This is a genomic window from Streptomyces sp. NPDC048277 (genome assembly GCF_040652235.1).
Lineage (GTDB): Bacteria > Actinomycetota > Actinomycetes > Streptomycetales > Streptomycetaceae > Streptomyces.
In genome coordinates this window covers 67,747-89,229 of the sequence record NZ_JBEZLQ010000018.1, presented here as the reverse complement: position 1 = coordinate 89,229, position 21,483 = coordinate 67,747, and the positions used below count along the sequence as shown (strand labels likewise).

Here is a 21,483-nt window from a genome sequence, read left to right as displayed (position 1 = left end):
ATCGATTACACGGGGGTGTGGCAAGGGGGTGGGGGTGGCCGAAATCCAATCGTGACCGATGTGACCGATGCGGCCGAGTGGGTGATATGTGTAGTTATCGGGCGCTTTATTCACCCTCGCCGGGTTGCGGTGCGTCCGGGGCCGTGCCTCATATGTGTGGTGTGGGGTGGTTGCGTGCGCACGATCCGGACCTGGCGGCGACCCGGCGGGCCGCGCGGACCGCGCTGCTGATGCCCGCCCTGTTCGCGCTGTGCGGTCAGGTGTTCCACTCCCCGACGATGGCGAGCTTCGCCGCGTTCGGCGCGTTCTCGATGCTGCTGCTGGTCGATTTCACCGGCCCGATGCTGGAACGGCTGCGGGCGCAGGCGGGGCTCGCGGTGGCCTGGCTGGTGCTGATCAGCGTGGGCACGCTGGTGGCCCGGCCGCTCTGGCTCGCGGTCGCCGTGACCGTGCTGGTCGGCTTCGCCGTGCTGTTCGCCGGAGTCGTCAGCTCGGTGCTGGCGGGAAGCTCCACGGCGCTGCTGCTGGCCTTCGTCCTGCCGGTGGCGTCACCGGCACCGCTGGCGGACCTGCCCGCCCGGCTCGCGGGGGCGGGCCTCGCGGCGGCGGCGGCACTGCCCGCGGTCTGCCTGCTGTGGCCGCGCCCCGTGGCCGACCCCCTCGGCACACCGGCGGTCCGGGCGTGCCGGGCCGCGGCGGAGGACCTGCGGGCGGATGCGTCGGGGTTGGCGGGGCGGGATTCTGTTGCTTCGGAGTCGGCTGGGGGCGAGGGTTCTGCTTCTTCGGGCTCGGCTGAAGGTGCGGGGTCTGTCCCTTCGGGACCGGTTGGCGGAGGGGGTTCTGCCTCCTGGGGACCGGCTGGAGCGGACCGGGCTGCCTCGGCGTCGGCGGTGTCGGACGAGGAGGGAGGAGACCGGGATGCCTCGGCGTCGGCGGCCTTCGACCAGGCCGAGTCGGACCGGGCTGGAGTGGACCGGGCTGCTTCGCAGTCGGCTGTGTCGGATCAGGCCGGAGTGGACTGGGCGGCTTCGGAGCCGGCGGCCTCGGACCCGGCCGGAGTGGACTCGGCAGCCCCGCATCTGGACTCCGCCTCGGGTCCCGTCCCGTACCCGGATCTCGCCCCGCATCTGGACTCCGCCTCGGAGCCCGCCCCGCACCGGGGTCCGGCCCCCTCCTCGCACCCGGCCCCCGACCCCGCCGTGGATGCCGCGCGGCGGCGGTTTGCCATGGAGTGCACCGCTGGGGCCAGTGCGGAGTTGCGGGCCGTGTTCGATGCCACGCCGTACCGGCCCACCGGGCTGTCCGCGACCTCGCGTGCCCTGGTGCGGCTGGTCGACGAACTGACCTGGCTGTGCGGGATCCTGGGGGACCGGCCCTTCCGGACCGACCCGGCTCCGGCCTGCGATCCGGCCGCCCGGACCGTGCGGCTGCTGGCCGCCGACGTTCTCGACCACGCCGCCGGTCTCCTCACCGACCTGCGGCACGGCGACCCCGGACCGCTGTGCACGGCCGCCGACGAGCTGCGGGCGGCCCTGCGCGGCATGGAGCGGAGCTCCACGGCCCGGCTGCCCGCCCACCATCCCGTCGGCACCGGCGAGGCCGACGTCTACGGGTTCCTCGCCGTCCTCGACCTGTCCTTCCGCGCCCAGGAACTCGGGTTCGCCGTCCTGCAGATCGCCGGCAACGTGCGGCTCGCCGCCGCCGCCGAGCAGCGCGGCTGGATCGACCGGCTCCTCGGCCGTGACCCGGACGCGTCGGCCGCCGCGCTGACGTCGGCCCGCGAACGGGCCGCGGCGCATCTGGGCCGCGGTTCGGTGTGGCTGCACAACAGCCTGCGCGGCGCCGTGGGACTGGGCATCGCAGTCCTGCTGGCCGGCGTGACCGACGTACAGCACTCCTTCTGGGTGCTGCTCGGCACCCTGTCGGTGCTGCGCTCCAACGCGCTCAGCACGGGCCAGAACGCCCTGCGCGCGGTCGCCGGCACGGTGGTCGGCTCGATCGTGGGCGCCGGGCTGCTGCACCTGATCGGGCACCACGGCACCGCCCTGTGGTTCGTCCTCCCGGTCGCCATCCTGATGGCCGGGATCGCGCCCGCCGCCATCTCCTTCGCGGCGGGGCAGGCAGCGTTCGCCGTGACCCTGGTCGTGCTGTTCAACATCGGCCACGACCCCGACTTCCACGTCGCCCTGCTCCGCGTCCAGGACATCGCCCTGGGCTGTGCGGTCAGCATCGTCGTCGCCGTGTTCTTCTGGCCCCGGGGCGCCGCGGCCGCCGTCCACCGGGCGCTCGCCGCGGCCTACACCGACAGCGCCGGTTACCTCGCCGACGCCGTCGCGCGCGCCCTGGGGCATCCCGCGGCCGCGGTGGACACGGTCGGCCGCGAGGCCGCGGCCGCCGCCCGCCGCCTCGACGACGCGTTCCGCACCTACCTGGCCGAACGGGGTGCCAAGTCGGCGACCCTGGCCGACATGGCCACGCTGGTCACGGGCGTGGTCGCACTGCGGCTGGCGGCGGACGCGGTGGTGTCACTGTGGAGCGACACGGACAGCGGCAGGGGCGGCGATCCGTGTGCGGCCGAGCGCGACGGCGGTGGGCGGACCGAGGCGCATCGGGTCGTTCTCGGTGCCGCGAGCCGGGTCGCCGGCTGGTACCGGTCGCTCGCGGTGTGCCTCGACGCCGGTACGGCGGTCCCGGCGCCGCTCCAGCGCCGTCCCGAGGCCGCCGCGCGCCTCGTCGAGTCCGTCCGCTCGGACCTCGTCGACGACACGGGCCGGGCCACCGGCACCGCCGTCCGCGTCATCTGGACCGGCGACCACGTCGACGCCGCCCGCCGCCTCCAGTCCGGCGTCGCCACGGCGGCGAGGGGGAGCGTGGCGGGCGGGTAAGGGGAGGCGCCGGTGGTCGTTCTAAGGTGGCGGACGTGATCCGTAGCGAGATACGTGACGGCCTGATCCTGCTCTGCGTCGCGCTCCTGGAAGGATCCCTGATCCTCGGCGGCAGGCTTTCGGCCACCTGGGCGATCGGGGTGACCGTCGGCTACGCGGTGTTCCTGCTGGCCTGGGTGCGGGGGATCGTACGCCGTCGGCGGACCGGCGCGGCGGAGTGACCGTCACCAGCGGACCGCGGTGAAGTCCACCGGGCGGGGTCGGAGGTCCCGGGTGCGGGTGGCCAGGTGCCGTAGCCGCGCGGTCATGTCGTCGTGGGGGAGGTGGCGGCGGTCGCCGTGGCCCGGGAGCAGCCACTCGAAGCGCAGCCGGTCGGCGGCGCGGGCCAGGGACGCGGCCAGTATCCGGATGTCGTACCAGGTGACGCTCTCGGCCACCTCGAGGTCCGCCGTCGTACGCGACCAGTAGAAGCTGTCGCCGCTGAAGCAGTACCGCTCGTCCGCGACGTAGAGCACGCTGCCCCGGGTGTGACCGGGGAAGGGGAGGGCGAGCACGCCGTCGGTGATCTCGGCCGGCTCGGTGCCGCGCAGCACCCGGTCGGCGTCCGGGGCGGCGTCGAGGTCGCCCTCGTGGATCCAGAGCCGGGCGCCGAAGCGGTCGGCGTACCGGCGTCCGTGCGCGGCGTGGTCGCGATGGGTGAGCAGCACGTCGGTGACCGGGCCCAGCGCCTCGTGGCGCGCGGCGAGGACCGGGTTCCAGCGCGGGGTGTCCACCATCAGCGACGTGCCGTCGGGGCGGCGGAGGAGGTAGGAGTTGGCGCCGGCGGTGTGCGGGGAGTTGTGCCCGCACAGGTGGACCGTGCCGGTGTCGTCGAGGGGCATGGGGAAGGGGTCCCGCGCCGGGTCCAGCCGGCCGTCCGGGGGGCGGACGGACCGGGTGGGGCAGGCGTGCGCGGCCGCGTGTAAGCGCCCGGTCTCCGCCTCGTCGCGCGGCTGGCGCAGCACGGCGGAACGGCCGCCGACCTCGCCGATCAGTCCCGGGGCGAACTGCCGCGCGACATCGCAGTTCGTGCAGCGTCCGTCCACCCACCAGCCGTGCCCGGTCCGTTCTGCGCCCATGGTCCCGTGCCCCTTCCGTACCGTCCGTCGGTCCTCTCAGGGGTATCCCCGGCCGTACGGAAAGGGGAAGGGGGTCCGGGGCTGGTGCTTGCGGCAGCGGGCTGCTCTGCCGGGGCTCACATCGGCTTGGGCTTGAAGACCGCGAAGACCGCGCCCTGCGGGTCGGCGACCACGGACATCCGGCCGGCCATCATCTCGAACGGCGGTGCGAGCACCGTGCCGTTCCGCTTGACCAGCGCGTCCACGGTGGAGTCGACGTCGTCCACCGCGAAGTACGTCAGCCAGTGCGGCGGGGTGCCGGGCCGTTCGTCCCCGAGCCGGGCGGCGCCGCCGACGCCCTTGCTGCCGACGTTCAGCGACCAGTAGGTCCCGTCGGCGCCCTCCATGGGCTGGATCTCGATGCCGAAGGCCTCGCCGTAGAAGCCGGTCGCGCCGGGTACGTCGGTGGTGTTCAGCTCGTTCCAGATCAGCGTGCCCGGCTCGTTGACCAGCCCGGCGCCGTGGAACTCGACCGGCTGCCACACTCCGAACACGGCGCCCTGCGGGTCGGCGGCGATCAGCATCCGGCCGATCGTGCCGACGTCCATCACCGGGGCGATCAGGGTGCCGCCCGCCGAGACGATCGCGTCCTGGGTGGCCTGGGCGTCGGTGCTGGCCAGATAGGTGGTCCAGACGGTCGGCGGCTCGGGCTGTCCCTCGGGCGCCATGGCCGCGCCGATGCCGGCCACCGGCTTGCCGTGCAGTGTGCAGACGGCGTATCCGCCGAAGTCGGCCCCGCCGACCTCGCCCTGCCAGCCGAACAGGTCACGGTAGAAGTCCAGCGCCGCCTGCTGGTCCTGCGCCATCAGATCGACCCAGCACGGGGTGCCGGTCGCATACGGAGTGGTGATCTCGGGCATGTTGCACGTTCTCCCTGCGCGCGATGAAGTCCTCCGCCGCCCACCCTTACCGCCTTACGGGGATTCCGCCACCCGTGCCGGTCATGTCCGTCAGCGCCGGACCGCGAGCACCCGCTCGCGGCGCCGCCTCGTTCGGCGCCGGTCCGGCACCGGGACCAGCTCCGGGGCCGTACCGGTCCGAGCCCCGCCGGAACCGGACGTTCAGCCCCGCGCCCCCGAGTGTTCACGTCGGGTGCCGGGGTCCGCGTGCTCGCGCCCCACCGGTGCGGGGACCTGCGCGCAACGGCATCGTCAACGCCCCTTAACAGGCAGACATGTTGACCCTGTGAAAGCGGAAGGAGTGAACTCTGATACTGGAGTTGACGGTGATAGCATTCCGCCGTCTGCGACCTTGATCCACTTTTGCTCACACCCTGAGCCTGAACGCGGTCAGCACTCCGCATCAATCAGTCATGCAGTCCCCTGGACGGGTTGCGGATCCTTGCCAGGCGTATCCGTTGACGCCTGCATGCCACGCGCCGGGAAAGGTTTCCATGACTCAAGACGTGCTTCTTTGGTGCCTGGTTGCGATAGCGGTGATAGCCACAGCCGCAGTCGTCGCACTCGTGCTCCGCAGCAGGGGCCTGGGGAGGAGAAAGAAGGAGTCGGAGGCCGCGCTGGAGGCGCGGCTGCGGTACACGCAGGGTGAACTCGACCGTATGCAGGTCGATCTGACGAAGCTTCGGGACGAGCAGGACGGTGTCATCCGCGAGGCGGAGCAGGCCGCCGAGGAGAACACCAAGGCGGTCCTCAAGGGCGCCGCCCGCTTCCTGCAGAGCCTCGCGGCCGAGCAGACCACCCTCCTGGACGGGGTCCAGCGCGAGTACGGCGGCCACGCGGTCCTGTCCGACCTGATGGACATCACCCACGCCAACGCGCAGATGGCCCGCAAGGCGCAGGGCATCGCGGTCATGTGCGGCGCGCCGCTGGGCCGCCGCAACCAGCCCGCCAGCGTCTACGACGTCGTCCGCAGCGCCCAGAGCCAGATCCGCAACTTCCAGCGGGTCGAGATCATGCAGCCGAGCGGCATCGCGCTGAAGGCCTCCGCCGTCGCGCCGGTCGCCCTCGCGGTCGCCGAACTCCTCGACAACGCCGCCAGCTTCTCCCAGGCGGACGCGCCGATCGAGGTCACCTTCCGGCAGGTCCAGAAGAACCTGTGCATCATCATCGACGACGCCGGCGTCGGCATGGGCGACGAGGAGCGGCAGCGGGCGGGCGCACTGCTGTCCGGCCAGGACCTCCCCCGCCTGTCCCAGCTGGGCACCCAGCCGAAGTTCGGCTTCCCGGTGATCGGTCTGATCGCCAGTCAGCACGGTTTCACGGTGGATGTCACCGGCGTCTCCCGGTACGGCGGCGTACGAGCCGTCGTCCTGCTGCCCGAGGAGCTGTGGACCATGGAGGAGACCCTGCCGCCGGCCACCGAGGCGCCCGTGAGCAGCATCCGGCCGATGGAGGCCGGCAAGCCGGCGCGCACGGCGGGCGGCCTGCCGAAGCGTGGCTCGCGTATGTCGCCCACCGGTATCACCACGGGTGCGGAGCAGACGCCCCGGCGCACCGCCCGGCGCGGCACCGGCAGCCTGGCGGCCCTGCAGCGCGGCACGCAGTCCGCGCGTGACACGGGCTCCTTCGACATCCCGACGCCCGGAGGGTCCGAGAACGCATGAGTACGCCAGACCTGTCCTGGATGGTCCAGGACATCGTGGACAACGTGCCCCGGGCACGGCACGCCGTGGTGCTGTCCGCGGACGGCATACCGCGCGGGGCCACGGACGGCCTGACCGGCCAGGACGTGCGGACCATCTCCGCCGCCATGGCGGGGATGCAGTCGCTCAGCCGGGCCACCGCCCACTTCGCCGGGCCGTCGCGGGACCGGCAGTGGATCCAGACGGTCATCGAGTTCCAGCACGGCTGGGTGTTCCTGATCGGGGCCGGGCAGGGGGCCTACCTGGCCGCCGCCGCGGAGCCGGACGTCGACATGGAGCAGCTCTCGTTCCGTATGAACCGGCTGGTCTCCCGGCTGGGCAACAACCTCACGGCCCCGCCGCGGGTGACCGCCGGTGACGCGGCCCAGACCGGGGACGGTCCCTCGGCCACGCGTGAGGCGGAGGGCGGAGGGGTCTTCGTTCTCGCGGAGCTGGACAAGGCGGTGGCATCGGTGCCGGGCGCCCTGCACGCTCTGCTGCTCGGCGCGGACGGTCTGCCGCGCGGGGCGAGCGCGGGGATCGGCAGGAACCTCGCGGACACGATCTCGGCGGCCATGACGGGCATCCACGCCTACAGCCGGGCGACCGCCCCGTTCGCGGGCGGGCGGCAGGACGACGACTGGATCCAGACGGTCATCGAGTTCGAGCACGGCTGGGTGTTCCTGATCGCGGCCGGCGAGGGTGCCTTCCTCGCGGCGGCGGCCGAACACGGCAGCGATATCGAGGAGTTCACCGTACGTCTGAGTGACACGATGCCCGCGCTCACCGCGGGGCCGGTCGCTCAGGGAGGGAGGGCGGGCGATGCATGAGGACCTGGACGCCGAGCTGGAGCTGACGGCCCCATTAGTCCCACTCTTCGTCATCGCGCAGGGGCGCGCGCTGCCACGGGACAGCGAGTACGAGCACACCACGATCATCACGGCCCGGGACGGCGCCGTGGCGGCGGCCCGCACGCTGGCCCCCGAGGCCCGTACGGTCATGGACCTGATCGCGGACGGCTTCCTCTCGGTCGCCGAGGTCGCCGCCCACACCCAACTGCCCCTGGGCATCGTCCGCATCCTGCTGGCGCAGATGGCCGAGGACGGTCTGATCCATGTGCGGAATCCGGTGCCCCACGCCGAACGCCACGACCCCGTCCTGCTCACCGCCGTGCTCGACGGCCTGATGCGCATACGAACCGGAGCGTAACTACGTGTATCTGGATCCCGACGTCTCCCGCTCCGTGAAGGTCCTGGTCGTGGGCCACTTCGCGGTCGGGAAGACCACGTACATCGGAAGCGTCTCCGAGATCGAGCCGCTCCAGACCGAAGAGGAGATCACCGAGGCCAGCGAGGGACTCGACGACCTCTCCGAGACCCCGGACAAGACGACCACGACCGTGGCCATGGACTTCGGGCGTCTGACCCTCAGCGAGGACCTGGTCCTCTACATCTTCGGAACCCCCGGGCAGGAACGGTTCAAGCAGATGTGGGAGGGGCTGTCCCGGGGCGCGCTGGGTGCGCTGGTCCTGGTGGACCCCGACCGGCTGGAGGAGACGTTCCCCATCCTGGACCTGGTCGAGGCGTTCGGCCTGCCCTACGTCATCGGTGTCAACACCTTCGACGGGAAGAGCCAGTTCCCGCTGGACGAGGTGTGCGAGGCACTCAACATCTCCGAGGAGACCCCGGTCATCGACTGCGACGTCCGTGACCAGGACTCCTCGATGCAGGCACTCATCACACTCGTGAAGCACCTCTTGTCCTCACTCGGCTAGGAGCCACCATGCAACAGCCCTTCGACAAGGCCGGGATACCGGCCGGTTGCCCCGCACACGGCAACGTCCCGTTGTACGGGGCCGACTTCGGCTCCGACCCCGAGAGCGTGTACGCCCAGCTGCGCTCGCTGGGGCCCAGCGCCCCGGTCGACATCGCGCCGGACGTCGAGGTCGAGCTGGTGACCAGTTACGACGCCAGTCTGTACATCCTGCAGAACCCGACCCTGTTCGTGCGGGACTCGCGCCGCTGGAACGCCCTGAACGAGGGGAAGGTGCCGGCGGACAGCCCGGCCCTGCCCATGATGGGCTACCGCCCCAACGCCCTGTTCAGCGACGGCGCGGCGCACGCCCGGCTGCGGCAGGCGGTCACGGACAGCCTCGCCACCGTCGACCAGGGCCGGCTGGTCCGGCTGACCCAGCAGTCGGCCGACTACCTGATCAGCCGTTTCAGCTCCGAGGCCCTCGGCCAGGCCGAGCTGATGGCCGCCTACGCCCAGCCGCTGCCCCTGCTGGTCTTCGGCGACCTGTTCGGCTGCCCGCCCGAGCTCGGCGACCGCGTCATCGCCGGGATCACCGGCATCTTCCAGGGCACCCCGGGGGCCGACGAGACCCTGGGCGGCGCGCTCGCCGAACTGATCGAACTCAAGCGCCGGCAGCCCGGTGAGGACCTCACCACCCGGCTGATGGTGCACTCCGCCCGGCTCACCGACGAGGAGGTGCTGCACCAGCTCGTGACCCTGCTGTCCGGCGGAACCGCGCCCCTGTCGGCCTCGATCGGCACCAGCGCCGCGCTGTACCTCAGCGACGACTGGCCGAGCGGTCTGCCGGTCGAGGACGCGGTCGTGAAGACACTCTGGAACTACGCGCCGATCGCCAACTACGCGGGCCACTACCCCACCCAGGACGTCGAGCTGGGGGACCGGACGCTGCGGGCGGGCGACCCGGTGCTGATCTCCTTCGCGGCGGCGAACACCGACCCCAAGCTGACCGAGCACCGCGAGCAGCTCAGCTCCAAGGCCCATCTGGCCTTCGGCGCGGGCCCGCACGCGTGCCCGGCCAAGGACCCGGCGTTCATGATCGCGGCCACGGCCGTCGAGTCCCTGCTCAACCGGCTGCCCGACGTCGAGGTGCGGGTCCCCTTCAAGGAACTCGCATGGGTGGCGACCCCGTGGAGCCGCTCGCTGGTGACCGTGCCCATCCGGTATACCCCCCGCACCGTGCCGCACGCGGCCGGAAACCGCCCCGCGGCACCGTCTTCCGGCCAGCCGGCGCAGTCGTCCGCCGCTCTTCCGCAGTCGGTCTCGGCCGGCCGGCCGGCCCACGCGGCGCCGCGCCCCAAGAGCGGCGGGCTGTTCAGCCGTTTCCGTGCCTGGGTGAATGGCGAGTGACGTAGGTAACCCTATGAAAGTACTGGGTTACTGGATGCTTCAATCATCCGGCGGGTACGGATGGCGGCTGGCAGAAAGGAGCCGTCATCGTGGGGAGTGTCACGACACCGTCAGCGGATCGTCGCGCCACCGTTTCCCTGTTCCACCGTCTTCGGACGGCTGAAGGACAGGCCGACCCATTCCCGTTCTACGCAGAGCTCCGGGGGCGGGGCGACGTCAGCCCCGCCCCCTGGGGCGGTCATCTGGTGACCGGATTCGGCACCTGTGACCGGATTTTGCGCAGCCCCGCCTGGCTCGAACCCGACAGCAACTGGCGTGAGCGACAGGGGGAACGCACCCGCTGGAGCGCCCCGTCCTCCCGGGAGATCAGCCGTACCCTGCCCGCGCTCAACCCCCCGGAGCACACCCGGGTGCGCAGGTCGGCGGGCAACTTCGGCCGCTCCACCATCGAGCAGCTGAGCGGCCGGGTGAGCGAGGTGGCCGACCGTCTCGTGGACACCCTGCACGACCGTCTGCGCGCCGGTGAGGCGGACTTCATCGACCTGGTGAGCGAGGAACTTCCCGTCGCCACCATCGGCGACTGGCTGGGGCTGCCGAGCGCGGACTGGCCGCGCCTGCGCGAACTGACCCATGAACAGGTCTTCACCCAGGAACTGCTGCCCAACGCCGCCCAGTTGGCCCGCTCGGACGTGGCCATGGCCGAACTGCGCTCCTACGTCATGGCCGTGGTGCGGGAGCGGCGCGCCCGGCCCGGCGAGGACCCCGTGTCCCGGTGGATAGCCACCTGGGACGAACTGGAACCGGACGACCGGGACAAGGCCGACGACATGGTCTACTCCCTCACCCTGTTCGTCCTGCTGGCAGCCCTGGACACGACCGCGACCCTGCTGTCCATGATGACCTACCTCCTGGTCGAGGACCCCGACCGCTGGGGCCGTCTCGCCGCCGAACCCGACCTCGTCCCCGGGTTCGTGGAGGAGGCACTGCGCTACGACCCTCCCATCCACGTCATCAGCCGGGTCGCCGCCCAGGACTGCGTCCTGGAGGGCGTCGAGGTCCACGAGGGGGAGATGGTCCACCTCATGGTGGGCGCCGCCCACCGGGACCCGGCCCGGTTCACCGACCCCGACTCCTTCGATCCACGCCGCAACCCGACCCACATCGCGTTCAGCGGGGGCATCCACCACTGCCTGGGCGCACCCCTGGCCCGCCTGGAGGCCCAGGCCCTCCTCCGCGCGATGATCACCCGCCTGCCCCGGCTCACCCTGGTCCGCCGCCCCGAGTGGGCCTCCCGCCGGGTGGCCTTCAGGCGCCTCATGAATCTGGACCTAGCACTGTCATGAACCTGCCGGTAGCCCCCGACACCCTGGACGTGGCCCCCGATGCCCAGGATGTGTCCCCCGCCGCCCCCCTGAGTGCCCAGCCCGGGCCCGCCCACCCCGCCCCTCTGACCCTCGCCCTGGACGGCCCGGTCCTCCACGTCCGGCTCAACCCGTCCACCACCCAGGACGACGTCCTGAGCGCCGCCGTCCTGGACGCGCTCATCGCCGTCCTCGACGGCCTCCACGAGCAGCCCGACATCCGTATCCTCGTCCTCTCCTCCCTGGGCGAGGACTTCTGCCTGGGCGCGGACCGCCGGGAGTACCAGGACGCTCTGGTCGCCGACCCGACCGGAGCCGCGTTGCGCCGCATCGCGGACAAGGCCCAACGGGTCTGCCAGGCCCTGGAGAACACCCACGCCGTGACGATCGCCCGTCTGCACGGCAAGGTCATCGGCGCGGGCCTGGCCCTGGCCGCCTACTGCGACCTGCGCGCGGGTGCGGACACCTGCCGCTTCCGCATGCCGGAACTGGGCCTCGGCCTCGCCCCCGCCTGGGGCGGCGCCATGGGCCGCCTGATCACGGAGGCGGGCGCCGCCCGGATCCGCGAACTCATGCTCACCTGCGACGAGTTCGACGCCTCCACCGCCCACCGCCTGGGCCTCCTCCACAAGGTCGCCCCCCTGGACCAGCTGGACACCGCCGTCACCGCCTGGACCAGGCCCCTCGCCCGACGCTCGCCGCAGGCGCTCGTCCTGACCAAACGCATGCTCACCGGTTACGCGAAGGCCGCCCGCACCACCGACACGGCCCTCCTCGACGCCCACCTCCTCGCCGCCCAACTCACCCAGCCCCGCTGACCGACGCCACCACGCAAAGCCCCGGCCCCGCGGCCGCCCAGTCGCGCAGAACGCGTGCACTGGGCGCCCGGGACCGGGGCTGTCGTATCACTCGGGGCGCCGAAGCCCGACAGGGCCGCCGACGTCAGTCCGCTCCCGTTCGGTGGCGAGGGCGGCGTCCTCGGTTCTGCGGGCGGTGTCTCCCGCGTGCGTGTCCTCCGCCGTCCGCCGCATGACGTGGGACAGGTCGTCGGAGGCGTGGGTGACACGTTCGGCGACGTCCGCGAGGGCGGCCGGCCCTTCGAGGATCACGACTTCGACGGCCCGGTGCACCTCACGGGCCAGGGCGACGAAGCGGCGTGTCTTCTCGTCGACGTCGGACAGGTCGGGCGCGTCGGAGCGCAGCGCGTCGAGGACCGCGTCCATGGCGATGTCGCGGTCATGGAGGGCGCCGAGGTACCCGGCGTATGCGTCGCGGCGGTGCTGACGGCGCCACTGATCGTGCTGCGCCCGCGCCTGCGCCCGCCCGTTCACGAGCGCGGCGCCAAGGGTGGCCGGCGAACCGACGGCGGCGCCCAACAGGGCGGCGAGACCAGCGTCCATGGGGCCAGTCTGCCGGGCCCGGACGGCCCACCGGCTCCGGCGACTGCACGTACCGCCGCATCCAGCCTGACGGCTGCTGCGGTGCGTGCACCCGGGGCTCGCCTTACGGTCGCAAGTGGCACATGGTCGTCGACACCGAGGGCCTGCCGCTGTTCAGCGGGCGGCATAGTCCGCGGCGAGCCGGTCGAGGAACGTCGTGAGCTTGGCGTTCATCTCCGTGTAGTCGTTGGCACGCAGCTGGTCGGGCTGCTGGACGTAGGGTCGGTCGGCGAGTGCGGCCAGTTCCTTCTCGTCGTGCTCTATCAGGGCCTCGATGCAGTCCGGGGTGAACTCCATGTGGCACTGGAAGCCGTACACGTAACGGCTGTAGGCGACGATCTGGCGGGGGCATCCGGCGCTGGTGGCCAGCACGGTCGCCTCGTCGGTGAGGCCGGGCATGTCGTTGTGCCAGTGGCCGGTGTCGAAGGAGTCCCCGAAGCCGGTGAGGAAGGGGTGCTCGCGGCCCGCGTCGGTGAGCGTGACGGGAAAGGAGCCGATCTCCGTGTTCGGGCTGGGTGCCCAGGCGGCGCCGAGCGACTCACCGACGAGCTGGGCACCGAGGCAGATACCGATGACGGCCTTGTCCGCCTCGATACAGGAGGAGATGAGGGCCTTCTCCGCGGCTGCGTCGAAGTGCGCGCACTCCTCGACGGTCGTGCCGGGCTGCTGAGGGCCGCCCATCACGATCAGCAGGTCGATGTCCTGGACGGACACGGGCAGCGCGTCGCCTTCGTGGACCCGGGAGAAGGCGAGGTCGTGGCCCCGGGACATGGCCCAGTTCTCGAAGGCCCCCGGGGCCTCGAACGCCTCGTGGACGACGATGTGTGTGCGCATGGCTGTGCCGGCCTCTCTGGTTGTGCGTGTCAGGGGAGCAGTCCGCCGCGATGACGCATGCCTCCGGCGGTGGGTGGTGGTCGAAAGCGAAGACCGGGCCGCCTCGACGGCAGCCGGCCGGTCCCGGCGCGGTGCGCGGCGGGTCAGGTGGGGTGGACGGGGAGGACGGGGAGGACGGCGGCGAGGTCGTCGGCGAAGTCGCGTGCCTGCTGCACGGTGAGCGTGGAGGTGGTCACCCTGATCTCCTCGCCGGTGCCGGTCCCGGCGGCAAAGAGGTGGCCGGGCCGGACCGCCCACCCGCGCCGCGCCAGCGCGTCCGCGACCGGACGGGCCTCCGTGCCCAGTGGCACCCAGACGTTAAGGCCGTCCGGCCGGTAACCGGCCGGACGCCCGATGCCCCGCGCGCCCAGCTCGGCCAGCAGAAGTGAACTGCGCTCGGCGTAGGCGTCGCGCGCCCGCGCGGTCAGCTCGTGCACCTGCGGATCACGCAGCATCCCGCACACGGCGTGCTGCAGCAGCCGGCTCACCCACGTCGTCCCGGTGTTCAGCCGCGTCTGCAGGCGCTGGGCGCTGTCCTCGTCGGTGGCGACGAGCGCGAGCCGAAGATCCGGCCCGAGGAACTTCGACACCGAACGCACCAACGCCCACCGTGAGGTCCCGGGCGGCGTGATCCGGTGGTACGGCACGTTGGAGACCGCCCAGAAGTGATCGTCCTCGACGATCAGGACCCGGGGAAACGCCTCAAGGACCGACCGCAGTTCGGCGGCGCGCTCGCGCGTGACGCTCACACCGGTCGGGTTGTGGGCCCGCGGCGTGCACACCACCGCCCGCACCCCGGACTCCAACGCCGCCCGCAGGGCCTCGGGCCGCATCCCCGCATCGTCGACCGGGACCGCGGCAGTGCGAAAACCGTTCAGCCGCAGGGTGCCGATGCTGGCCAGGAAGCACGGGTCCTCCACCGCAACCGCGTCACCCCGGGTGAGATGGGCGGTCAACAGCCGCTCCGTGGCATCCACCGCGCCATGCGTGACCAGAACCCGGAAACCGTCCACGGAGACGTCCGGCGAGAACTGCGCCCGCCCCCAGGCGGCGAGGTCCGGATCGACCGACGGCGCGCCGTACAACGCGGGCCGGTACCCGCCGCCACGGAGCGCCTGCAGCGCATCGGGGAGCAGTTCCGGATCCGGGTTGCCGCTGGCCAGATCGATCAGGCGGCCACCGAACCACGCTCCCTCACCGGCCAGTTGCGGCACCCCCGTCACGACCGTCCCACCGCGGCCGCGGGTCTCCGCCGCACCGGCGGCCACCAGCTGCCGGTACGCCGAGGCCACGGTGTTCCGGTTCACCCCCAGCTCCTCGGCCAGCTTGCGCACCGGCGGGAGCAGGTCCTGCGACGCCAACCGACCCGACGCGATCAGGTCCCGCACACTGTCCGCGATCTCCGTCGCCGTCGTCCCGCTGATCTGCACCGGACACCACCTCCTCCCACGACCATAACATTTGACATAGGTCATATTGAATATGTCCTATGTCAAAGCTGCTGGGTATGGAGGGATGCCGGTGCGGCCCACGGCTTCGGCCTGCATCACGCAGCCACGGGAAGGGATCTCATGCTGCCTGTTTCCGGGCCGTCGAACATGCAGGGGGATGCGGTGTTTGTGGATCAGCTGGCCACGTTGTTGGGAGTCGCGGTCGGCGCCGCCGGCTCGTATGCCACCACGACGCTGACGGAACGGACACGATGGCGCCGAGTGCAGGCCGAGCGCTGGCAGGAGAAGAAGTTCGACGTGTACGCGCGATACGGCAATGCCCTCAAGGAGCAGATCTGGATAACCCAGCGCATCGGTGCGGCACTGGGGTACGCGAACGTCGTGGATCCGCTGGAACCAGCCGCCGGGCTGCAGCTCCTTGCCGAAGCCGAAGCCCGGCGGGCCACGCTGTGGGAGTCCGTTCTGCTGGTCGGCGACGCCGGCACCGTCGTGGCGGCGCGGTCATGGCATGAGGCTGTCTGGACGTTGGAACTGCATGCGCGGGAGCAGAGGGACGACGTCGAGGGGTGGATTCGCGACTCGCAGCGGGTGAGCCGGAGACGTGATTCCTTCTACGCGGCCGCCCGTAGTGAACTCGGAGTCGTCGGGCCCCCGCCCCCGTCCGGGAATTGGCCTCGTGAATGGCGGCAGGAGCAGGATTGAGCCAAGGTGGGCCGAGCCCTGCTGGAGGCGTGGCCGGTCTACGCCGCGGCCAGCTCGCACCACACGTACTTGCCCCGGTTGCCGTACCTGGACAGCGGCTGCCAGCCCCACAGGTCCGAGCAGGCCCGTACGAGCGCCAGTCCCCGCCCTTCCTCCAGCTCCCCGATCCCCTCCAACGGCACGGGCGGCTCCGGCGGTTCGGGGTCCGCGTCCCACGCGCCGATCCGGAGGGTGCCGGGAGGCGACCAGCGGACGCGCAGGGCGGCGGGGCCCTTCGTGTGCCGTACGGCGTTGGAGACCAGCTCTGTGGCGAGGAGTTCGGCGATGTCGAGGAAACGGGCGAGTCCGTGTGCGGTGAGCACGAGTCTGAGGGTGTGACGGCTGACGGTGACCGCCCGGAGGTCGTTGGGGATGGTGAGGGTGTACTCCCAGGCGTCGGGCATGCGTCATCAACTCCGGTGGTTGTGGGGGAGACTCACGCGCGGTGGCGTTGCCGCGGCCGTCACGGCAGGACGGAGCGGTGCACTTCCGCTGCGTATGTGTTGCGTCACTGACGGTAGGGCTAACATGTGTGACCGAGCAAGCTGATCGCGTGATCCGCCCCCGAACGAGGAGCAATTGATGCCCCTGAGGCGCGAAGCAACCGCACGCCAGATGCGCTTGGGCATCGAGTTGCGCAGACTCCGCGAGGCTGCGGGGCTCACCGCCATCGAAGCGGCAGCACTGCTGGGAGCGAATCGCGCCCAGATGAGCCATCTCGAGACCGGACTCGCCGGTGTGAGCGAGGAGCGTCTGCGACGCCTTGTATCCCACTACGCCTGTCTGGACACGGAGTTCGTCGACGCCCTGGTGGCCATGGCCACGGACCGGACACGCGGCTGGTGGGAGGAGTACCGGTGGAAGCTGCCGACGTCGTTCCTGGATCTCGCCGAACTGGATCACCACGGCTCGTTCCGCCATGAAGTGGCCATCCTGTATGTGCCGGGCCTGATGCAGACGGAGGACTACGCCCGTGCGGTCTTCTCGGCCAGGTTGCCCGAGCTGACCTCCAGTGAGCTGGAGTTGCGCGTACGTCACCGTATGAGGCGTCAGCAGATCACCATCCCGTACAAGTTGGTGATCCACGAGTCGGCCCTGCGTATGAGGGTCCGTGACCGTTCCGCCTCCCGGGCCCAACTCGCGAGGCTCCTTGAGCGCTCCGAGGCGGACCACATCACCGTGCGGGTCGTCCCCTTCGACCTGGACGACTTCGCCACAGCCTCCAGCACGATGACGTACGTGGGCGGACGCGTACCCGGGTTGGACACCGTGGTGCGCGACGCTCCTCATGGCTCGGTGTTCATCGACTCCGAGTCTCAGCTCAACGTCTATCGAACGCGCTTCCGTAGGGTTGAGGATGTGTCACTCGACCCCGGACGGTCGCGTGACTTCATCCACAACCTGGCGAAAGAGCTGTGAGGCACCCCATGGACACCTGGCGGAAGTCGTCCTACTCGGGCGAGGGCGACGGCAATGACTGTGTGGAGATCGCGACCACCCCCGCCCGCATAGCCGTCCGCGACTCCAAAACCCCCGCCCGCGCCACCCTCACCTTCCCCGCCCCCGCCTTCACCACCTTCCTCGACGCCCTGAAATCCACACCGCTCCGCTGACTGTCAGTCCTCACCAGTACCGTCGGTTCATGGCTCAGCAGGCGGGGACCCCCACAGGCGAACGACGACTCGCCACCGTCGAAGGCGTGCTCGAACGCATCACGTACGCCAACGAGGAGAACGGCTACACCGTCGCCCGTGTCGACACCGGCAGAGGCGCCGGCGATCTCCTCACGGTCGTCGGCGCGCTGCTCGGTGCCCAGGTGGGGGAGTCGCTGCGGATGGAGGGGCGGTGGGGGTCGCATCCGCAGTACGGGAAGCAGTTCACCGTCGAGAACTACACGACCGTGCTGCCCGCCACCGTGCAGGGGATGCGGCGTTATCTGGGGTCGGGGCTGGTCAAGGGCATCGGGCCGGTGTTCGCGGACCGGATCACCCAGCACTTCGGGACGGACACCCTCCGGATCATCGAGGAGGAGCCGAAGCGGCTGGTCGAGGTGCCGGGGCTCGGGCCGAAGCGGACCAGGAAGATCGCCGACGCCTGGGAGGAGCAGAAGGCGATCAAGGAGGTCATGCTCTTCCTCCAGACCGTCGAGGTGTCGACGTCGATCGCCGTGCGGATCTACAAGAAGTACGGCGACGCGTCGATCTCCGTCGTGAAGAACCAGCCCTACCGGCTCGCCGCCGACGTCTGGGGCATCGGGTTCCTGACGGCGGACAAGATCGCCCAGTCCGTCGGGATCCCCCATGACAGCCCGGAGCGGGTGAAGGCCGGGCTGCAGTACGCGCTGTCGCAGTCCGCCGACCAGGGGCACTGCTACCTCCCGGAGGAGCGGCTCATCGCGGACGCGGTGAAACTCCTCCAGGTCGACACGGGACTTGTCATCGACTGCCTCGGCGAACTGGCGGCGCCGCCCGAGGACGGGGAGGACCCGGGCGTCGTACGGGAGAAGCTGCCCGGTCCCACCCCGGACGCCGAAACCGTCACCGCCGTCTACCTCGTCCCCTTCCACCGCGCCGAAGTCGCCCTCGCCTCCCAGCTGTTGCGCCTGCTGCGGACGGAGGACGACCGGATGCCGGCGTTCCGGGACGTCGCCTGGGACAAGGCCCTCGCCTGGCTGAAGGACCGTACCGGCGCCGATCTCGCCCCCGAGCAGGAGGCCGCCGTCAGGCTGGCGTTGACGGAGAAGGTCGCCGTGCTGACGGGTGGGCCCGGCTGCGGGAAGTCGTTCACCGTCAGGTCGATCGTGGAGCTGGCGCGGGCGAAGAAGGCCAAGGTGGTGCTCGCCGCGCCCACCGGGCGGGCCGCCAAGCGGCTCGCCGAGCTGACCGGTGCCGAGGCGTCGACCGTGCACCGGCTGCTGGAGCTGAGGCCCGGCGGGGACGCGGCCTACGACCGGGACCGGCCGCTCGACGCCGACCTGGTGGTGGTCGACGAGGCGTCGATGCTGGACCTGCTGCTCGCGAACAAGCTGGTGAAGGCCGTACCGCCCGGTGCGCATCTGCTCTTTGTCGGGGACGTCGACCAACTGCCCAGCGTCGGGGCCGGAGAGGTGCTGCGTGACCTGCTCGCCGACGGCGGTCCGATCCCGGCGGTGCGCCTCACGCGCGTGTTCCGGCAGGCCCAGCAGTCGGGGGTGGTGACCAACGCGCACCGGATCAACGCCGGGCAGCACCCCGTCACCGACGGCATGAACGACTTCTTTCTCTTCGTGGAGGACGAGACGGAGGAGGCGGGGAAACTGACGGTGGACGTCGCGGCCCGGCGGATTCCGGCCAGGTTCGGGCTCGATCCGCGGCGGGACGTACAGGTGCTCGCGCCCATGCACCGGGGGCCGGCCGGAGCAGGGGTGCTCAACGGACTCCTCCAGCAGGCCATCACCCCCGGCCGCCCCGACCTGCCCGAGAAGCGGTTCGGCGGGCGGGTCTTCCGGGTCGGGGACAAGGTCACCCAGATCCGCAACAACTACGAGAAGGGCAAGAACGGTGTCTTCAACGGCACCGTGGGCGTCGTCACCGCGCTCGACCCGGTCGATCAGCGCCTCACGGTGCTGACGGACGAGGACGAGGAGGTGCCGTACGAATTCGACGAACTGGACGAACTGGCCCATGCCTACGCGGTGACCATCCACCGTTCACAGGGGAGTGAATATCCCGCCGTGGTGATTCCGGTCACCACGGGCGCGTGGATGATGCTCCAGCGGAACCTCATCTACACGGCGGTCACCCGCGCCAAGAAGCTGGTCGTTCTCGTCGGTTCGCGCAAGGCGATCGGGCAGGCGGTGCGCACCGTGTCCGCAGGTCGGCGCTGCACCGCGCTGGACTTCAGGCTCGGCGGGAGCGGTACCCGCGGTGGTATCCAAAAAAATGATCGATCAAATGAGTCGTGAAGGTCACAGACCACTTCCAGATGGGGAGACAAGGGGGCAGGATGAGCAGGTTGGCGGCACTGAGTGCCGCCGATGGGCCCAACGGTCGACCCCGAGTGCACTCTCCTGAGCCAAATGGGGGATGGTAGAGACAGTCAGGGCACCTCGAAGATGAGGCACTACGTCGGTGAGGGAAGACGTGAGCGACAACTCTGTAGTACTGCGGTACGGCGACGGCGAGTACACCTACCCGGTGGTCGACAGCACCGTCGGCGACAAGGGCTTCGACATCGGGAAGCTCCGCGCCCAGACCGGTCTCGTGACCTTGGACAGCGGTTACGGCAACACCGCTGCCTATAAATCCGCCATCACCTACCTCGACGGTGAGGCGGGCATCCTTCGCTACCGCGGCTACCCGATCGAGCAGCTGGCGGAGCGCTCCACCTTCCTTGAGGTGGCGTACCTGCTGATCAACGGTGAGCTGCCGACCGTGGACGAGCTCACCACGTTCAAGAACGAGATCACGCGGCACACGCTGCTGCACGAGGACGTCAAGAACTTCTACCGGGGCTTCCCGCGCGACGCGCACCCGATGGCCATGCTGTCGTCGGTCGTCTCGGCGCTGTCCACCTTCTACCAGGACAGCCACAACCCGTTCGACGCGAAGCAGCGCGACCTCTCCACCATCCGCCTGCTCGCCAAGCTTCCGACCATTGCCGCGTACGCGTACAAGAAGTCGGTCGGCCACCCGTTCGTCTACCCGCGCAACGACCTCTCCTACGTGGAGAACTTCCTGCGCATGACGTTCTCGGTGCCGGCGCAGGACTACGAGCTGGACCCGGTCGTCGTCTCGGCGCTGGACAAGCTGCTGATCCTGCACGCGGACCACGAGCAGAACTGTTCGACGTCGACGGTCCGTCTGGTCGGCTCGTCGCAGGCGAACATGTTCGCGTCGATCTCCGCCGGTATCTCCGCGCTCTGGGGCCCGCTGCACGGTGGCGCCAACCAGTCCGTGCTGGAGATGCTGGAGGGCATCCAGGCCAACGGCGGCGATGTCGACTCCTTCATCCGCAAGGTGAAGAACAAGGAGGACGGCGTCCGTCTGATGGGCTTCGGCCACCGGGTCTACAAGTCCTTCGACCCGCGCGCCAAGATCATCAAGTCGGCCGCGCACGACGTCCTCTCCGCTCTCGGCAAGTCCGACGAGCTGCTGGACATCGCGCTGAAGCTGGAGGAGCACGCGCTCTCCGACGACTACTTCGTCTCGCGCAACCTCTACCCGAACGTGGACTTCTACACCGGCCTGATCTACCGCGCCATGGGCTTCCCGACCGAGATGTTCACGGTCCTGTTCGCCCTCGGCCGCCTCCCGGGCTGGATCGCCCAGTGGCAGGAAATGATCAAGGAGCCGGGCTCCCGCATCGGCCGCCCGCGCCAGATCTACACGGGCGTCGTCGAGCGCGACTTCGTGCCGGTCGAGGAGCGCTGACACCTGCCGGGCCAGGGGGCGCCGTCCATCGGTGCCCCCGCCGTACGGGCATAGCAGAAGGCGCCCTGGAGCGCCGGTCCCCCCACGGGCCGGCGACCAGGGCGCCTTCCCGTGTCCCGGTGCGGATTCCCCCCACGGGATCCGGCCGGGCGCTCGGTACGGCAGCGCCTGAAACGCTGCTTTGAGCACAACGAGCAGAACTCGCCGTACTACATCCAGTGATGCGGTGCGATCTGCCGGGACCCGTACGGAACGGGAGGGCCGCTCAAAGCTTCCCGACGTACGTGCCCCGGCAACGCATCTCTGAGGAAGTCCCCCAAGACATCCCCAGATGCCAGGTCAGCGCCCCCCAAGACGCTTCTCTGACATCGCCAACTTAGACCTTCGAACCCCTTCGATGGTTACGTTCACATCACTGTGAT

At 70.6% G+C, this 21,483-nt stretch carries 20 protein-coding genes; 14 read left to right on the top strand and 6 right to left on the bottom strand.

The annotated features are described in order from the left end of the window. Positions 1 to 161 precede the first annotated feature (161 nt). Positions 162 to 2,885 carry an FUSC family protein gene (locus AB0D85_RS33415; protein WP_362328515.1) on the top strand — a complete coding sequence of 908 codons (2,724 nt, stop codon included), beginning with the start codon at positions 162 to 164 and terminating at the stop codon, positions 2,883 to 2,885. 35 nt (positions 2,886 to 2,920) lie between these two features. Continuing rightward, entirely contained in the window at positions 2,921 to 3,106 is a 186-nt protein-coding gene (locus AB0D85_RS33410; RefSeq protein ID WP_362328513.1) for a hypothetical protein, read from the top strand. A 3-nt stretch (positions 3,107 to 3,109) separates the two neighbouring features. On the opposite strand, the gene AB0D85_RS33405 is transcribed toward AB0D85_RS33410, so the two are convergent. Together AB0D85_RS33405 and AB0D85_RS33400 are read right to left on the bottom strand one after the other, a co-directional pair. Beyond that, positions 3,110 to 4,003, bottom strand: coding sequence for a ferredoxin (locus tag AB0D85_RS33405; RefSeq protein WP_362328511.1), 894 nt, complete (start codon positions 4,001 to 4,003; stop codon positions 3,110 to 3,112). A 116-nt stretch (positions 4,004 to 4,119) separates the two neighbouring features. Then, positions 4,120 to 4,902, bottom strand: a complete 783-nt coding sequence (locus AB0D85_RS33400; protein ID WP_362328509.1) for a VOC family protein — start codon at positions 4,900 to 4,902, stop codon at positions 4,120 to 4,122. Positions 4,903 to 5,507: 605 nt separating this feature from the next. Between AB0D85_RS33400 and AB0D85_RS33395 the strand changes: the two genes are divergently transcribed. From AB0D85_RS33395 to AB0D85_RS33365, 7 genes are all read left to right on the top strand, one after another. Continuing rightward, positions 5,508 to 6,605, top strand: coding sequence for an ATP-binding protein (locus AB0D85_RS33395; RefSeq protein WP_362328507.1), 1,098 nt, complete (start codon positions 5,508 to 5,510; stop codon positions 6,603 to 6,605). 20 nt (positions 6,606 to 6,625) lie between these two features. Next, positions 6,626 to 7,453 carry a roadblock/LC7 domain-containing protein gene (locus tag AB0D85_RS33390; RefSeq protein ID WP_362328783.1) on the top strand — a complete coding sequence of 276 codons (828 nt, stop codon included), beginning with the start codon at positions 6,626 to 6,628 and terminating at the stop codon, positions 7,451 to 7,453. Then, on the top strand, positions 7,446 to 7,832 hold the full coding sequence (locus AB0D85_RS33385; protein ID WP_362328505.1) for a DUF742 domain-containing protein: 387 nt from the start codon (positions 7,446 to 7,448) through the stop codon (positions 7,830 to 7,832). Before AB0D85_RS33390 ends, AB0D85_RS33385 begins: the two co-directional genes overlap by 8 nt. A gap of 4 nt (positions 7,833 to 7,836) precedes the next feature. After that, positions 7,837 to 8,397 (top strand): ATP/GTP-binding protein, encoded by a 561-nt coding sequence (locus tag AB0D85_RS33380; RefSeq protein WP_362328503.1) that lies wholly within the window; start codon positions 7,837 to 7,839, stop codon positions 8,395 to 8,397. Between the two features lie 8 nt (positions 8,398 to 8,405). Then, on the top strand, positions 8,406 to 9,785 hold the full coding sequence (locus AB0D85_RS33375; protein WP_362328501.1) for a cytochrome P450: 1,380 nt from the start codon (positions 8,406 to 8,408) through the stop codon (positions 9,783 to 9,785). A gap of 89 nt (positions 9,786 to 9,874) precedes the next feature. Next, positions 9,875 to 11,128: a cytochrome P450 gene (locus tag AB0D85_RS33370; protein ID WP_362328499.1), complete on the top strand. Its 1,254-nt coding sequence runs from the start codon at positions 9,875 to 9,877 to the stop codon at positions 11,126 to 11,128. Beyond that, positions 11,125 to 11,964: an enoyl-CoA hydratase/isomerase family protein gene (locus tag AB0D85_RS33365; RefSeq protein WP_362328497.1), complete on the top strand. Its 840-nt coding sequence runs from the start codon at positions 11,125 to 11,127 to the stop codon at positions 11,962 to 11,964. Before AB0D85_RS33370 ends, AB0D85_RS33365 begins: the two co-directional genes overlap by 4 nt. An 87-nt stretch (positions 11,965 to 12,051) precedes the next feature. Here AB0D85_RS33365 and AB0D85_RS33360 read toward each other — a convergent pair whose 3' ends face one another. From AB0D85_RS33360 to AB0D85_RS33350, 3 genes are all read right to left on the bottom strand, one after another. Beyond that, on the bottom strand, positions 12,052 to 12,546 hold the full coding sequence (locus tag AB0D85_RS33360) for a proline dehydrogenase (RefSeq protein ID WP_362328495.1): 495 nt from the start codon (positions 12,544 to 12,546) through the stop codon (positions 12,052 to 12,054). A gap of 153 nt (positions 12,547 to 12,699) precedes the next feature. Continuing rightward, a complete protein-coding gene (locus AB0D85_RS33355) occupies positions 12,700 to 13,419 on the bottom strand; it encodes a hypothetical protein (RefSeq protein ID WP_362328493.1) in 720 nt (239 codons plus the stop codon). 143 nt (positions 13,420 to 13,562) lie between these two features. Further along, positions 13,563 to 14,888, bottom strand: coding sequence for an aminotransferase class I/II-fold pyridoxal phosphate-dependent enzyme (locus tag AB0D85_RS33350; RefSeq protein ID WP_362328491.1), 1,326 nt, complete (start codon positions 14,886 to 14,888; stop codon positions 13,563 to 13,565). A 141-nt stretch (positions 14,889 to 15,029) separates the two neighbouring features. Between AB0D85_RS33350 and AB0D85_RS33345 the strand changes: the two genes are divergently transcribed. Beyond that, a complete protein-coding gene (locus tag AB0D85_RS33345) occupies positions 15,030 to 15,611 on the top strand; it encodes a hypothetical protein (RefSeq protein WP_362328489.1) in 582 nt (193 codons plus the stop codon). A 38-nt stretch (positions 15,612 to 15,649) separates the two neighbouring features. Here AB0D85_RS33345 and AB0D85_RS33340 read toward each other — a convergent pair whose 3' ends face one another. After that, on the bottom strand, positions 15,650 to 16,054 hold the full coding sequence (locus AB0D85_RS33340) for an ATP-binding protein (protein ID WP_362328487.1): 405 nt from the start codon (positions 16,052 to 16,054) through the stop codon (positions 15,650 to 15,652). A 178-nt stretch (positions 16,055 to 16,232) separates the two neighbouring features. Here AB0D85_RS33340 and AB0D85_RS33335 point away from each other — a divergent pair, with 178 nt between their 5' ends. The 4 genes from AB0D85_RS33335 to AB0D85_RS33320 all read left to right on the top strand — a co-directional run bounded on the left by AB0D85_RS33335 (position 16,233) and on the right by AB0D85_RS33320 (position 21,061). Next, entirely contained in the window at positions 16,233 to 17,069 is an 837-nt protein-coding gene (locus AB0D85_RS33335) for a helix-turn-helix transcriptional regulator (protein ID WP_362328485.1), read from the top strand. 8 nt (positions 17,070 to 17,077) lie between these two features. Then, positions 17,078 to 17,263 carry a DUF397 domain-containing protein gene (locus AB0D85_RS33330; protein WP_362328483.1) on the top strand — a complete coding sequence of 62 codons (186 nt, stop codon included), beginning with the start codon at positions 17,078 to 17,080 and terminating at the stop codon, positions 17,261 to 17,263. A 29-nt stretch (positions 17,264 to 17,292) separates the two neighbouring features. Next, entirely contained in the window at positions 17,293 to 19,593 is a 2,301-nt protein-coding gene (locus AB0D85_RS33325) for an ATP-dependent RecD-like DNA helicase (protein WP_362328481.1), read from the top strand. 178 nt (positions 19,594 to 19,771) lie between these two features. Then, positions 19,772 to 21,061 (top strand): citrate synthase, encoded by a 1,290-nt coding sequence (locus AB0D85_RS33320; RefSeq protein ID WP_351690840.1) that lies wholly within the window; start codon positions 19,772 to 19,774, stop codon positions 21,059 to 21,061. Positions 21,062 to 21,483 lie beyond the last annotated feature (422 nt).